Source organism: Halanaerobium sp. MA284_MarDTE_T2 (assembly GCF_003337245.1).
Lineage (GTDB): Bacteria > Bacillota > Halanaerobiia > Halanaerobiales > Halanaerobiaceae > QPJE01.
The window spans coordinates 1-13,521 of record NZ_QPJE01000040.1 but is presented as its reverse complement, the minus strand read 5'-3'; the positions used below and the strand labels follow the sequence as shown (position 1 = coordinate 13,521).

Here is a 13,521-nt window from a genome sequence, read left to right as displayed (position 1 = left end):
CTTCCTTCATTTCGTTAAGATTCATTGACTAAAAATTTCAATATTCCTGCATCTCCCCTTTTTGCAGCAGTATATAAAAAATGGGGAAAGTCCAGTTAAATAATATTCATTATTATCTAAAAATATTAATATCTTATTATTACAACTAAAATAAGGTTCCCCATGTGTTTAGGATGGAAAACCTTTGCATTCTTTATTTATTATTAATTTCTTCTGCTACTTATTCTTTCCTTTTGCTTTTCCACTGGAGTGATTTGATTTACCTCTATCTTTATTTTTTTTATCATTTGATTTATCATTATTTCCTTTATTAGGTTTCACTCCATTATTATCATTATTATTTTTTTCAAATCCGTGATTATTATTTATTTTATTTACTTCTCTTTCTTTATCACGTGCTTCTTTTCTATATGTGCTGGCCATTTTTTTTAACTCAGAGATTTCCAGTTTCCCATTTTTTTCAAGCAAAGAAGAAATTTCATTAGAAAATTTTTCGCTAAATTCTGCATCTTTATCTACTCTGCTTAATTTTCTCATTTCAAGAGCAGTCTGGAAAAATAACTGTCCTGAATTTTCATCAGAGTGAAAGTTATTAAGAGTGTCTACCATATTCTTCTCATTAAATCCATTTAAAACAGCTTCATTCAAATTATTTAATATAAAAAAGCTCTGACCTAAATCAATTTCATCTGTAATATACCTGTCGATAACACTTGTAATGGTTGTAAATTCAAGACCACCTTCTTCATCCTCGCCATAATAATCTGCTAACTTCTTTTCTAATACTATTCTATCCAGTGAATCTAGTTCTTTTTCACTTTCTAAAAAATCTAAATAAGCTGTTAAGTTTTCGAATCTATCTGATTCTTCTCCATCTTCAGCAGTTATGACTTCATTTAAACCTTCATCTGCTGACTGAGCAGATACCATACCGCCAGCAATTAAAAATATAGTTAGACCAATAATCAATAAAAAAGATAATTTTTTCTTCATAAATTTCTGCACCTCCAGATATGGAGCGGACAACGGGATTCGAACCCGCGGCATTTAGCTTGGGAAGCTAACACTCTACCAGCTGAGTTATGTCCGCACTATTGCTCTATTTGGATTTTTCTGTAATCTCTTTTTCCAGATCATAATACCTTTTTTTAGCTGTATCAGTAAGCTGTTCCAGTACTTCCTGTCTAAATTTTTTTGCAACAGCCTTTCTATCTACTTTTCCTTTTCCCTCAGCCAGCTGGCTCCAGTTTATTTTATCACTTTTATGAAATAAATCATAATCTACCAACCGCTCTCCTGCCTCATTATATTCAAATCCTATTAAAATCTTTTTTATTTCAAGAGGAGATAAAAAAGTAAACAGTCTAAGCTGATAGGCAGTAATAGAAAACAGAGCAAAAGCATGATCTTTTGTCCAGGATTCGCCAAGGATTATTCCAACTTCCAAATCAGATAAAATAGTCAGCAGTCTTTCATATTCCAGATCATATAATTCATCAGAATCATAAATATTTATTTTCAGCTCATACCACTCTGTATTGTCAATTCCTTGAGTAATATACTGTACAGCATCACGCCTGAGTTCATTAAAAACTGAAGCAGGCGTTTTATTTACAAGAATATTATTTAAAACATAAGCCATAGACATTATTTTTGATCTGATGGCCTGGTCGGTAAAAGAAATAATAGTAGAATCAGAGTCTCCATTATCTATCCCTTCCAGAATGGAAGTTTCTTCTGCTCCATAAGATTCTTTTATTTTTTTTATAATTTTTTCTCCGTTTTTAGGAATTCTCATTACCAGCTGTCCTGGCCCTGTTTCCAAAGATTCTATATGTTTAGCAATTTCAGTATTATTAATCAGCTCTGCCATCAATTTAAGCGGACTGCAGGAAATATATAGAATTTCATCTGCATTTTTCACCTTTTTTGTATTTTTTTCAGCAGCAACTATAAATGCAATAACAGAATCTTCCTGAGCAATTTCTACCGCAGCTGGAAATGACATTATTTCCGCATTAAATCTTTCAACTAATTTTTCTGACAGTTCATGAGAACAGTCAGCTTTTAAAAAAAGATATTGAGGTCCTGAACGGACAAAATTCATTTAATTGACCTCCTAGAAATTTTTTGTCTAAACTTTTAGATAATATTTTCTTTAAATCATAGAAAAACTACTGTTTAATTTTCTACCTTTTTCTGCCAGGTGTGGATAATTTATTGTATATATCTGACAGGAAGGAAGCAGAATACAGTTAATATTAAATATACCATTTAGATAGATATTGTTTTCGGAAAAAGGTCTATCATAATTGTGTCCAAATAAATTTATCTGCGCATTTTGCGGCAGTTTTTCTGAATAGTGGGCAAGACCAATACTTACTCCCATTACTTCTATAACACTTCCCTCTAAACAAATCTCACTCCGATTTATATTATCAAACAGAATACTGTTAATATCATGATTCCCCGGCACATAGATAATTCTAGCATCAGTTAGTTTTTCCAGATTAGATATAAAATCGGCAGATCGTTTCTTATACTTTGATCTGTAGCGCTCAGGTTCATATTCCAGTTTAATATTATCAACCAGATCCCCAGTATGAATTATTACATCTGCACTGCTCTTTTCTACAACTTTATAAATATATGGATATATGCATTCAGGAGTATCACTTATATGCAGAATCTTTACTTCTGCAGACTGTTTTACATCTGCTGGAAATTCACAGTTTTTATGGAATATTTTTTCCATAAAATCTGATGCTGCTTTCTTGAAAAAAGAACCCATAATATCACTCCTCAGCTTCTAAATACTTTACTATCCAGCAATACTAAGTTACAGTCATACTATTCTATTTATACTAATAATTATAATACAAAATATCTAAAGTTGCAACAAATATAGCAACAAGAAGTTTGCCCATTTTTAGATTATGTTGAAAAAAAGATGTAGGAATATTGAAATTTTAGTATAATAATCTCAACTAAACACATGATGAATTTCTATCATATAACTGAGCTGTTTATCTAAACTTCTTTAATGTCTTCCCATCCAGATAATCAAACCTTTTAGCTTGATAACTTCCTCTTTTATTCATTTCTTTTATAATCATATCATGTATTTCCCACCATTCTCTGCCCCAGTTTACAAATAAAGTTTCATTCCCAGGTGCTCTGCCCAAAAGTCTCTGAACAGCAATATCCGGTGACAGATTTTCCAAAAATACAATTACTCTTTCTATATATTCTTCCAGTGAAATAAGATCTATCTCTCCCTTTTTATACTTTTCTCCAAAAATAGATTTTTCTCTAATATAAAGGGCATGCAGTTTAACATGGTCCACTTTTAAGGCAGATAAAATACGAGCTGATTCTCTCACATCCAGCATATTATCTCCCGGCAGATTTAGGATTAAATGAGCACCTGTTTCTAAATTATATTTTTTTGCTGTAAGATGTGCATCCAAAAATTCAGCCAGAGTATGTCCTCTGTTAACTGATGTAAGGGTATGGTAATTTACAGTCTGCAGACCAAATTCAAAAGCAAGATTAATGTTTTTTCCACTTTGTTCAATTACTTTTTCTAGACTGCTGATATATTTGTCACTAATAGAATCTGGTCTTGTAGAAAAATATACCGCCGCAATACCATCAACTTCTGCTGCCTGCTGAACATAATTTTTTAATTTATTCAGCGGCAGATATGTATTGGTAAAGTTCTGGAAATAGGCAATAAAATTATTTACACCATATCTTTCTCCAATATATTTTTTATTTTCTAACAGTTGTTCTTTAACAGACATTGTATCTGGCAGCATTTCAAAATCGGCAGCATTTTCACCACAAAAATAACAGCCGGCTGAATCAAGGTTACCATCTCTATTTGGACAGGTAGTAGGAAGATTCACCGGCAGTTTATATGTCTTTTCTCCATATTTTTCTCTCAAAAAATGAGAGTATTTATAGTACGGCTGTTCCATAAATTTTCACCTCATTAAATTAAATAAACCAGAGATTATCCAGTAATTTTTCTGGTAAATAATCCCTGCTTTTTCCTGCTTAGAAAATTTATAACTCTTTCTGTATTCTTATTTATAATTAGCTTTTCATCCATATAATCACTGCTGAAGAGAAAATCCAGTGAAGAAATTTCTCCAACTTCATCATGAAAATGCGCATCACTGTTAACAGCAAGATTTACTCTGTATCTGCCGGCCAGTTTTAACAATTTAAGTGAATTTTCTTTTCTGGCTCTTTCAAAAGTTTTTCTTTTATTATAAGAGCCAGCATTTAATTCTAAAATCGTATTATATTTTTTTGCTGCTTTTATCAGTGCTTCTAAATCAAGTGGATAGTTTTTTTGGACTGGATGTGTTATCATATCCACTGCCGGATTCTGCACTGCTTTTATTACAGCATCAGTATATTCTTCACTGCTGTTTAAACTGTGCCCAGTCTGTGAATGAATACCAGCAGTTACAAAATCCAGCTTTTCTAAAAGTTCTTGTGGAAGATCCAGTCTTCCATCATCAAGAATATTGGCCTCAACTCCTTTTAATATCCTAACTCCATAAATTTCCTCAGGTATTACATCAAGATTGCCAAAATAATATTCGTGTGGACCCCCGGGCATCTTAGGACCATGGTCTGTAACAGCAATCATCCGTATACCCCGCAAAAAAGCACCTCTGGCCATTTCGTCTAAAGTAGAATATGCATGCCCACTGTGAACCGTATGTGTGTGAAGATCTGCTTCTATTTTCATCAAACTTATCACTTCCCTTTTTTATTGTTATTATAATCTTATAGAAGTATTATTAAATTAAAATTGACTTAAAGTTAATTTACTGTAAACATTTTAACACATCAGTCTCATATTTCAAGTAAAATAATAAATAGAGTGCCCCAAAATTATTTTTATAGATGCAAAAAGACCCTCACTGATGAGAGCCTCTGTTTTCATTTAATATTTTTGTTAAAAATGCCTGTATTCTTTCTGATTCCGGATTTACAAATATTTTCTCCGGTACAGTATCACTGATTATTTTCCCATGATCCATAAAAAATACTCTATCAGAAACATCACGGGCAAAACCCATCTCATGAGTTACAACCATCATAGTTATTTTATCTTCTGCCAGGTCTCTAATTACACTCAATACTTCTCCAACCAGTTCAGGGTCAAGAGAAGATGTTGGTTCATCAAAAAGCATAATATCCGGCTCCATTGACATAGCTCTCGCAATTGCAACTCTCTGTTTTTGTCCACCGGACAGCTGAGAAGGATAAGAATCTTCTTTATCTCCAAGTCCAACTTTTTTTAATAAAGTTCTGGCTTTTTGTACCGCAGTCTTCCTGTCTTCTTTTTTGACAATCAGTGGAGCTTCAGTTAAATTTTCCAGCACTGTTTTATGGGGAAAAAGATTAAATCCCTGAAATACCATACCCATTTTTCTAAAGGCTTTTTTTCCTTCTTTTTCTGTTGATATTCCTTCAACAAAGATTTCTCCACCGTTAATTTCTTCCAGACCTATTAAACATCTTAAAAGAGTACTTTTACCTGATCCAGAAGGGCCAATAACAGAAATAACTTCACCCTGCTGAACCTCAAAAGAGACATCATTTAAAACCTTTAACTTACCAAAACTTTTATTTATTTTTTCTGCTCTAATCATTTCCAACTACATCACCTATTCGTAAACAGAATATTTCTGCTCGAGTTTGCGGAAAACTGTAACAATTACTGAACTAATCAAAAGATAAAAAACTGCAGCTATTATAAATGGTACTATAGAAAAATCCCTGGTTACGGCTACCTTTGCTGCCCTCAGCAAGTCGCCCAGCCCTATTGCTGCAACAAGTGCACTGTCTTTAACAAGGTTTATAGCTTCATTGCTTGTTGGTGGAAGTACCCTTTTTATAGTCTGAGGAATAATAATCCTTGTCATAGTCTGACGGTAATTTAATCCAAGAACCTGTGCAGCCTCATACTGGCCTTTATCAATAGATTCAATACCGGCTCTAAAAATTTCCGTAAAATATGCCGCATAATTAATAATAAAAGTTAAAACTGCAGCCGGAAACGGCTGCAGAGTAATACCTATTACCGGCAGACCATAATATGCAAAAAACAGCTGCAAAAGCAGTGGCGTACCGCGAAAAATCCAGGTATAAATCCCAAGAATCGTCTGCAGAAATTTAAATTTAGATATTTTCCCCAGTGCTCCAAGTACTCCAAGTAATACAGAAAAAACTGCTGTAATAATATATAGTTTAAATGTTACTATACTTCCTTCTAAAATATAACTGGATACATTCAGTATATAGTCCACCGGTTAAAGCCTCCTACTTGAGTAAAATATCTTCTCCGAACCATTTTTCTGAAATTTCTGCGGCAGTTCCATCTTCTATCATTTCTTCAAGTGTTTCATTGAGTGCTTTTCGGAAGCTGTCAGCTCCATCTCTAACACCAATTCCATACTCTTCACGTCCAAAATTTTCTTCCAGAACTTTAAACTGGCCCGGCCTTTTGCTCATATAGTAGCGTCCAACAATTTCGTCCACAACAACAGCATCTACTCTTCCAGACTGCAGATCAAGCAGTGCTTCAGTATTATTGGAAAATTTGCGTAGTTCTTTAAAACTTTCCAGAACTTCAGGTTCTGACTCTACAGCTGTTACACTGCTGCTTCCCAGCTGAATACCTACAACTTTACCTGCAAGATCTGATTTGTTTTTAATTTCACTATCATCCTGAACAATTATAATCTGTCTGTTGGCAATATATGGTCTACTGAAATCAATGCTTTTCTCTCTTTCTGGAGTGATAGTTAATCCATTCCAGATTACATCTATCATACCATTTTTGAGGCTTAAAATTACACCATCCCATTCAACAGGTTTTAATTCAAGCTCTACCCCCATCCTGTCTGCAACTTCTCTGGCAAGATCAATATCAAAACCTACAATTTCACCATCTTCACTCCTAAAACCCATTGGTGGGAAACTATCATCAAGGCCAAGTACAATCTTTCCTTTTTTCTGAATCTCAGCCAGTGAATCCTCTGCCACTACTGCACCACTTAATACAATTAAAACAGTTAAAATAATAGAAATTATTAGACTTATTCTTGACTTCATATTTTATTCCTCCTAATGAAATACTTTTTTCTATTATACTTTATTACTTTATTATTGTAAAGTGATACATCAATATTTTTTATATTGACAATTTTCTCATAAAAAAATTTTAATCTTTAAGTTTTCTTACAAAATAATCTTCTCCATTAAATTCAGCTTTAACTATCTTTTCTTCTGATATCAATTTTTCCACATCAATCCATTCTGCTCCACACTTTTTGAGCAGCTCTTCTACCGCTTCTTCTTTGAGAGGATGGACAGAAGTTATATTTAAAAGATCTTCTCTTATATTTCCGGTGCTGGAAAATTGATTGCCCTCATAACCTATCAGGTATTCTGTATTAATTCCTTTTTCTTTAAATATCTGTACTGCAGCATTTACCCTTTCAATATCAGGTCCTTTTACATCCTTTTCTGCCGGCGGCCTTGTTGGAACAGCCACATATGTAACACCTGAGTTTAGTTTGGAAACAAATAAAGCAATTTTATTCAACTCTTCTAATGAGTCATTTATTCCTTTTACCAGCATTGTTTCAGTAGTGAGGGCTCCTTTAAATTTTTTTGCAAACTCTCTGTAACCCTTATGAATCTCCTCCAGATTCAATTTTGCATGTGGTCTATCAACTTTTTTCCAGATATCTGTACTGACTGCATCACATTTTAGAGATACCCAGTCAAAATTAAGCATTTCTTTTTGGACATTTTTATCGGCCATTAGAGAACCATTTGTTATAATTGCTGTTTTAACTCCCAGCTTATTCAGTTCAGCCGCAGTTTTACCTAAATTAATGTCCAGAGTTGGTTCTCCATCAGCAACAAAGGTTAGATAATCTACTTTTTCTTCTGCCTTTTTCAATTTTTTTAAACTTTTTTTTACTTCTCTTACTACCTCGTCAACTTCATAAAACTTTTCTCTTTTTATTCTCATCCTTTTTGTTCTACCGAGCTGACAGTAAACACAGGAAAAACTGCATATTTTAGGTGGAATTATATTGACACCAAGACTCTGACCCAATCGTCGTGATGGTACAGGTCCAAAAATTTTCATTTTTTATGCTCCTTTTTATAAATTATTGATAACATATGTTCATTAATGCCATTATATTCTCTCTGAGCATTTTTTTCAAATTATTTGCTCCTAAAATAGAAACTGGAAAACTCATTTGATTATTTAATGTGGAATATTTTTTATCAGATGATATAATACTATATGGCAGATAATATGATAGAAAGAATATTAAACAAAAATTATTTTAAACATAAGAAAGGAAGATTATTATGAAAAATCCAGTAAAAAAAGTAGCTGCAATACACGATATGTCAGGATTTGGCAGATCATCACTGACAGTAATCATTCCAATTCTATCGACTATGGGTATTCAGGTCTGTCCTGTTCCCACTTCAATACTTTCCACTCATACAGGAGGATTTACTGATTATAAGTTTATTGATTTAACAGAACACCTTGAAGAATACATAGCCCACTGGAAAAAATTAGACCTTAATTTTAACAGTATTTACAGCGGTTTTTTAGGATCTGTTAAACAGATAGATATAGTGGCTGATTTTATCAATTTTTTTGGTAAAGATAGTGAATTTGTAGTAGTGGATCCGGTAATGGGTGATGATGGAAAAAAATATGCTACCTATACAGATGATATGGTTAAAAAAATGAAAGAACTTGTTTCACATGCTGATATTATCACCCCAAATATGACAGAAGCTGCCTTTCTTCTGAATGAAGAATATCCACTAAAAATGGATAAAAAATTAATCAAAAATCATCTGTACAGGCTGGCAGATATGGGGCCAGAAATAGTGATTATAACAAGTATGCCCTACAATATTTCTGCAAAAAAAACCTCTGTAATTGCATATAACAATTATGATGAAAGATTCTGGCGCGTTGACTGTGATTATATACCCACATTTTATCCGGGAACTGGTGATATATTTGCCAGTGTTCTGGTAGGAAGTATGCTGCAGGGTGACAGCCTCCCTCTGGCCCTCAGCCGTTCAGTTCAGTTTACATCTACTGCTATCAAAACAACTTATGGTTATGATTATGATAATAGAGATGGAGTTATGCTGGAAAGAGTACTGGAAAACTTAAAAGCCCCTGTGATAAATCATAGTTATGAGCTGTTTTGAGCTAATAAGGAGCTTCCCTATTCGGGAAACTCCTTTAAAATTTTATTACTGTTTCTTTTATTTCAGATGTGCCTGACCTCTATAGACAAGTCCTCTTACACCATCAACTGTAATAATCTCTCCATCATCAAACTCATCAGAAATATCTCCCGCATTCACCACAACAGGTATTCCTAAATTGAGTCCAACAATCGCTGGATGAGAGGTCAAGCCGCCACCGTATGTTACTACTGCTGCTGCCTTCTTCATAGCTGAAATATAATTTCTGTCTGTCATTGGAGCAATTAAAATATCTCCTTCTTCCACTTTCTGTTCTGCTTCTTCAGCAGAACTTACTGTTCTTGCTTTACCTATAACTATACCTTTTCCAATACCCTGTCCTTCAGTTACCGGTTTACCGACAACATCAATCTTTATCAAGTTAGTTGTACCTGGTATACCGACAGGTGTACCAGCTGTGATCGTTACAAGATCTCCATCTTTAATCAAACCATGGTCAAGTGCTGCCGAAATAGCATTATCCATCATCTCATCTGTGGTACTGCTTCTGGCAGCCTGAAGTGGATATATTCCCCAGCTTAATGTAAGCTGATAAAGAACTCTGCGGCTTGGAGTTACTGCAATTATTGGAGTCATAGGTCTAAATTTAGAAACAGTTCTGGCAGTTAATCCAGATCCTGTAGAAGTTATAATTGCCTCTATACCTAGCTCACCTGCAGTTTCACAGGTTGCCAGACTTATTGCTTCAGTAATAGAATCTGTTTTACTGTGGCTGGTGAGGTTAAATTTCTCCTGATATGTCGATGATGCTTCTACTTCAAGAGCAATATTTGCCATAGTTTCTACTGATTCTATCGGATATTTCCCTGCTGCAGATTCTCCAGAAAGCATTGTTGCATCAGTACCATCAAAAATCGCATTGGCAACATCAGAAGCTTCTGCACGAGTGGGACGTGGATTTCTTATCATTGAATCCAGCATCTGTGTAGCTGTAATAACAGGTTTGGCAGCTAGATTACATTTTCTAATCAGCATTTTCTGTATTACTGGCACTTTTTCTGCTGGAATTTCAACTCCAAGGTCTCCTCTTGCTACCATAATTCCATCAGCAACATTCAGAATAGAATCAATATTGTCTACACCTTCCTGATTTTCTATTTTTGCTATTATAAATATATTTTCATTACCTGTTTCTTCAAGGATCTTTCTGATCTCCATAACATCACTTGCTTTTCTTACAAAAGAAGCAGCAATAAAATGAATTCCCTGTTCAACACCAAATTTAATATCTGAAATATCTTTATCAATCAGAGCTGGAAGATTAACCTTTACTCCGGGTAAATTAACACCTTTTTTTGAACCAAGTTCTCCCCCATTTTTTACCCTTGTTATGACATTCTCATCATCTATTTTTGTAACTTCTAATTCAATTAATCCATCATCCAAAAGAATCTCCTGACCAATCTCCACATCTTCGGCTAGTTCTTTATAAGATATCGAAAATTTTTCGCAGGTCCCCAGCACGTCTTCTTTAGATATAATAACTTCTGATCCTGTTTCGAGCTCTATTTTTCCGCCTTCCATATCACCGGTTCTAATTTCTGGTCCTTTAGTATCAAGCATTAGGCCCACCGGTATCCCTGTTTCTTTAGAAACTTTTTTAACAAGATTAATTCTATTCAGATGTTCTTCATGGTTTCCATGAGAAAAGTTCATTCTAGCAACATTCATTCCGGCCTCAACAAGTTTTTTAATCGTTTCTTCATCATTGGTTGCTGGACCAAGTGTACACACAATCTTTGTTTTTCTCATTTTCATCCCCCAAATCTTTTATTATAATGACAAAATATGTGCCAGCTTGTATATATCCATATCTATTTCCTGTTTAGCTGCCACTGCATCTTCAATCTCACAGTATTCAATTGAATTATTAACATAACTTACCATCTTATTTCGTTTTCCCTTTAACAGGAGTTTTACAGCTTCTGCAGCCATTCTGCTGGCAATAATTCTATCTGTTGCAGTGGGACTGCCTCCTCTCTGCAGATGACCCAGTATTGTAACTCTGGTTTCCATACCCGTATATTCTCTAATGATGTCTCCAAGAGCAAATCCGGGGCTGCCATTGTAGGCTTCAAGATCAACAAATGGTGCTTTAACACCTTCAGCAATTAATATGATGCTGTGAAGCTTTCCGCGTTCAAACCCCTGGATAATCTTATCAGTCACCTCTTTTGGTGTAAAATGTATCTCCGGTACAAGGATAAACTCAGCTCCCCCGGCAAGACCTGCCATCATTGTTAAATATCCAGAATCTCTGCCCATACATTCTATAACAAAAGTTCTTTCGTGAGATGTAGCAGTATCACGTATTTTATTTACTGCATCAAGTACTGTGTTCATGGCAGTATCAAAACCAATAGTGTAATCTGTACAGGAAAGATCATTATCAATAGTCCCTGGAATACCTACTGCCTTAATATCGGATTCTTCATTAATTTTTTGTACTCCTCTTAAAGAACCATCACCACCAATAACCACAAGCCCCTCAATGTTTTCTTCCTTCATATTCTGATAGGCTATTTTTCTTCCTTCTTCTGTTAGAAATTCTTTGCATCTGGCAGTAAATAATATTGTACCACCTTTTTGAATAATATCAGCTACTGATCCTCTCTGCATTGGAAAAAAATCCTTCTCAATCAGACCTAAATAGCCATGTTTTATCCCTACAACTTCTAGATTATTGTAAATGGCAGTTCTGACAACCGATCTAATCGCTGGATTCATTCCAGGAGCATCACCACCACTTGTTAATACACCGATTTTTTTCATAGTCTTAACCTCCATCTATTTTTACAGCTCATATTAGCTTGATTCCTGCTTAAGCTGACTGCAAAATATTTTTTTAAATCACCAAACCATTATATTTTTCATTTATTGCTTACTCATGTTTTTTGTACTTCACTTCATATATTATATTATATAATTGGGATTATTACATATATTATTTTATATTTTATCTTCACTCGAAAATTTTATATATCATTTAAATAAGTGTAAGCATCTTCTGCTTCTCCAGCCGGAACCTTTATTTGAAAACAGCTGGAACCTGCTGATTCTATTTCTACCATAAATCCTTCTTTTTCCATATTCATCAAAATTTCTTCTGCTTCATCTTCTGAGCCAGCTATATAAACAACCTGCCACATATTTTCTCCTTTCCATTCTTTTTTGGATTAATCAACAATAAACAGCAGCTAGTGTTCAGACAGCAGCCAATTAGTATTAAATACCTCCAGAAAAAGTTTCACCGTGTTTTGTCAAAACCTCAGCTTTTCCTCTAATTTTAATAGCCGAAACATTTTCGGTAAACTGTGCAACAAGAATTTCTCCTGCATCAAGCTTTTCTGTGTGATTAAATTTTGTGTCTTTCCCTCTGGTCAGGCCGATAATTGTAACTCCATCTTCCATAGCCTTAATCACAATATAATCTGCATTAACGTCCATAGTTTAAGCCTCCTTATTGTTAATATTTAACATAAAAGTAAATATAAATTAAGTAATAAACCTTTTCACAAGTCCACAGACTGGATAAACTTTTCAGCTGCTTTAGATAAAAAATTGTAAACCTAAATAATGGCCAGACTCATTAGAGTGACAGCAATACCTGCTGCTAAAACTCCTATACTGATAGAAAGAAAAGAATAACTGAATTTTATTTTAAAAATTACCGCAGCTAGACTGGCTGTCCAGGCACCGGTTGTAGGAAAGGGTACTGCGGTAAAAAGTATCAATCCCAGCACACCATATTTCTCTACATTACTGCTCTTTCTAATTGTTCTATTATAAAGCCATTCAAAAAATTTATTCATTATTTCTGATCTTTTTATCAGGAATTCGCGCACAGGATTCAGCAGAAAAAGCAGTGGTATAATAGGAATTATATTGCCGCAAACAGCCAGGAAAAATACTTTAAGAGGAGCTATTCCAAGGGAAATCCCAAGTGGTACTGCCCCCCTTAATTCTATAAAAGGCAGCATTGCTGTTAAAAAAACCGCCCATTCCTCACTTAATCTGCTGCTGAAAAAATAAAATACTGCTTCCATTATAATTCGGATTCCTCACAGTTTAAGAGATTTTTCCCAGCAATACCTGGTTCTGTCATTTCAAATGGATTTAGAATTTCCTCAAGCTCTTCTTCGCTCAAAATCCCCTGTTCCAGAATAA

At 34.3% G+C, this 13,521-nt stretch carries 15 protein-coding genes and 1 tRNA gene; 1 reads left to right on the top strand and 15 read right to left on the bottom strand.

What is annotated here, in order from left to right; genetic code table 11:
* Window positions 1-216: 216 nt before the first annotated feature.
* From DFR78_RS11235 to DFR78_RS11190, 10 genes are all read right to left on the bottom strand, one after another.
* On the bottom strand, window positions 217-993 hold the full coding sequence (locus DFR78_RS11235; RefSeq protein ID WP_114458925.1) for a hypothetical protein: 777 nt from the start codon (window positions 991-993) through the stop codon (window positions 217-219).
* A gap of 21 nt (window positions 994-1,014) precedes the next feature.
* Window positions 1,015-1,090, bottom strand: a tRNA-Gly gene (locus DFR78_RS11230).
* Between the two features lie 9 nt (window positions 1,091-1,099).
* Window positions 1,100-2,107 (bottom strand): hypothetical protein, encoded by a 1,008-nt coding sequence (locus DFR78_RS11225; RefSeq protein WP_114458924.1) that lies wholly within the window; start codon window positions 2,105-2,107, stop codon window positions 1,100-1,102.
* A 51-nt stretch (window positions 2,108-2,158) separates the two neighbouring features.
* Window positions 2,159-2,791 (bottom strand): metallophosphoesterase, encoded by a 633-nt coding sequence (locus DFR78_RS11220; protein WP_114458923.1) that lies wholly within the window; start codon window positions 2,789-2,791, stop codon window positions 2,159-2,161.
* A 235-nt stretch (window positions 2,792-3,026) separates the two neighbouring features.
* Window positions 3,027-3,983 (bottom strand): TIGR01212 family radical SAM protein, encoded by a 957-nt coding sequence (locus DFR78_RS11215; RefSeq protein WP_114458922.1) that lies wholly within the window; start codon window positions 3,981-3,983, stop codon window positions 3,027-3,029.
* 35 nt (window positions 3,984-4,018) lie between these two features.
* On the bottom strand, window positions 4,019-4,768 hold the full coding sequence (locus DFR78_RS11210) for a phosphatase (RefSeq protein WP_114458921.1): 750 nt from the start codon (window positions 4,766-4,768) through the stop codon (window positions 4,019-4,021).
* Between the two features lie 172 nt (window positions 4,769-4,940).
* Complete coding sequence (locus DFR78_RS11205; RefSeq protein WP_147267771.1) at window positions 4,941-5,678, bottom strand: amino acid ABC transporter ATP-binding protein; 738 nt, start codon at window positions 5,676-5,678, stop codon at window positions 4,941-4,943.
* A gap of 15 nt (window positions 5,679-5,693) precedes the next feature.
* On the bottom strand, window positions 5,694-6,335 hold the full coding sequence (locus tag DFR78_RS11200; RefSeq protein WP_114458919.1) for an amino acid ABC transporter permease: 642 nt from the start codon (window positions 6,333-6,335) through the stop codon (window positions 5,694-5,696).
* A 13-nt stretch (window positions 6,336-6,348) separates the two neighbouring features.
* Window positions 6,349-7,143, bottom strand: a complete 795-nt coding sequence (locus DFR78_RS11195; protein WP_114458918.1) for an amino acid ABC transporter substrate-binding protein — start codon at window positions 7,141-7,143, stop codon at window positions 6,349-6,351.
* A 109-nt stretch (window positions 7,144-7,252) separates the two neighbouring features.
* A complete protein-coding gene (locus DFR78_RS11190) occupies window positions 7,253-8,191 on the bottom strand; it encodes a radical SAM protein (protein ID WP_114458917.1) in 939 nt (312 codons plus the stop codon).
* A gap of 230 nt (window positions 8,192-8,421) precedes the next feature.
* On the opposite strand from DFR78_RS11190, the gene DFR78_RS11185 reads away from it, so the two are divergent.
* Window positions 8,422-9,294 (top strand): pyridoxamine kinase, encoded by an 873-nt coding sequence (locus DFR78_RS11185; RefSeq protein ID WP_114458916.1) that lies wholly within the window; start codon window positions 8,422-8,424, stop codon window positions 9,292-9,294.
* A gap of 57 nt (window positions 9,295-9,351) precedes the next feature.
* Here DFR78_RS11185 and pyk read toward each other — a convergent pair whose 3' ends face one another.
* The 5 genes from pyk to DFR78_RS11165 all read right to left on the bottom strand — a co-directional run bounded on the left by pyk (window position 9,352) and on the right by DFR78_RS11165 (window position 13,400).
* Window positions 9,352-11,106 carry a pyruvate kinase gene (gene pyk, locus DFR78_RS11180; RefSeq protein WP_114458915.1) on the bottom strand — a complete coding sequence of 585 codons (1,755 nt, stop codon included), beginning with the start codon at window positions 11,104-11,106 and terminating at the stop codon, window positions 9,352-9,354.
* Between the two features lie 21 nt (window positions 11,107-11,127).
* Window positions 11,128-12,126, bottom strand: a complete 999-nt coding sequence (gene pfkA / locus DFR78_RS11175) for a 6-phosphofructokinase (RefSeq protein ID WP_114458914.1) — start codon at window positions 12,124-12,126, stop codon at window positions 11,128-11,130.
* Between the two features lie 203 nt (window positions 12,127-12,329).
* Window positions 12,330-12,503 (bottom strand): hypothetical protein, encoded by a 174-nt coding sequence (locus tag DFR78_RS12060; protein WP_199505618.1) that lies wholly within the window; start codon window positions 12,501-12,503, stop codon window positions 12,330-12,332.
* A gap of 76 nt (window positions 12,504-12,579) precedes the next feature.
* The gene (gene mtrB / locus DFR78_RS11170; protein WP_114458913.1) at window positions 12,580-12,801 is read right to left on the bottom strand and encodes a trp RNA-binding attenuation protein MtrB; all 222 of its coding nucleotides are present in this window, start codon (window positions 12,799-12,801) and stop codon (window positions 12,580-12,582) included.
* A 122-nt stretch (window positions 12,802-12,923) separates the two neighbouring features.
* Entirely contained in the window at window positions 12,924-13,400 is a 477-nt protein-coding gene (locus tag DFR78_RS11165; RefSeq protein WP_114458912.1) for a small multi-drug export protein, read from the bottom strand.
* Between the last annotated feature and the right edge of the window lie 121 nt (window positions 13,401-13,521).

Excerpts from the sequence above, each read along its gene's own strand:
- DFR78_RS11235 (WP_114458925.1), bottom strand. The coding sequence starts at position 993 with ATGAAGAAAAAATTATCTTTTTTATTGATTATTGGTCTAACTATATTT.
- DFR78_RS11225 (WP_114458924.1), bottom strand. The coding sequence starts at position 2,107 with ATGAATTTTGTCCGTTCAGGACCTCAATATCTTTTTTTAAAAGCTGAC.
- DFR78_RS11220 (WP_114458923.1), bottom strand. The coding sequence starts at position 2,791 with ATGGGTTCTTTTTTCAAGAAAGCAGCATCAGATTTTATGGAAAAAATA.
- DFR78_RS11215 (WP_114458922.1), bottom strand. The coding sequence starts at position 3,983 with ATGGAACAGCCGTACTATAAATACTCTCATTTTTTGAGAGAAAAATAT.
- DFR78_RS11210 (WP_114458921.1), bottom strand. The coding sequence starts at position 4,768 with ATGAAAATAGAAGCAGATCTTCACACACATACGGTTCACAGTGGGCAT.
- DFR78_RS11205 (WP_147267771.1), bottom strand. The coding sequence starts at position 5,678 with ATGATTAGAGCAGAAAAAATAAATAAAAGTTTTGGTAAGTTAAAGGTT.
- DFR78_RS11195 (WP_114458918.1), bottom strand. The coding sequence starts at position 7,143 with ATGAAGTCAAGAATAAGTCTAATAATTTCTATTATTTTAACTGTTTTA.
- DFR78_RS11190 (WP_114458917.1), bottom strand. The coding sequence starts at position 8,191 with ATGAAAATTTTTGGACCTGTACCATCACGACGATTGGGTCAGAGTCTT.
- DFR78_RS11185 (WP_114458916.1), top strand. The coding sequence starts at position 8,422 with ATGAAAAATCCAGTAAAAAAAGTAGCTGCAATACACGATATGTCAGGA.
- pyk (WP_114458915.1), bottom strand. The coding sequence starts at position 11,106 with ATGAGAAAAACAAAGATTGTGTGTACACTTGGTCCAGCAACCAATGAT.
- pfkA (WP_114458914.1), bottom strand. The coding sequence starts at position 12,126 with ATGAAAAAAATCGGTGTATTAACAAGTGGTGGTGATGCTCCTGGAATG.
- DFR78_RS12060 (WP_199505618.1), bottom strand. The coding sequence starts at position 12,503 with ATGTGGCAGGTTGTTTATATAGCTGGCTCAGAAGATGAAGCAGAAGAA.
- mtrB (WP_114458913.1), bottom strand. The coding sequence starts at position 12,801 with ATGGACGTTAATGCAGATTATATTGTGATTAAGGCTATGGAAGATGGA.
- DFR78_RS11165 (WP_114458912.1), bottom strand. The coding sequence starts at position 13,400 with ATGGAAGCAGTATTTTATTTTTTCAGCAGCAGATTAAGTGAGGAATGG.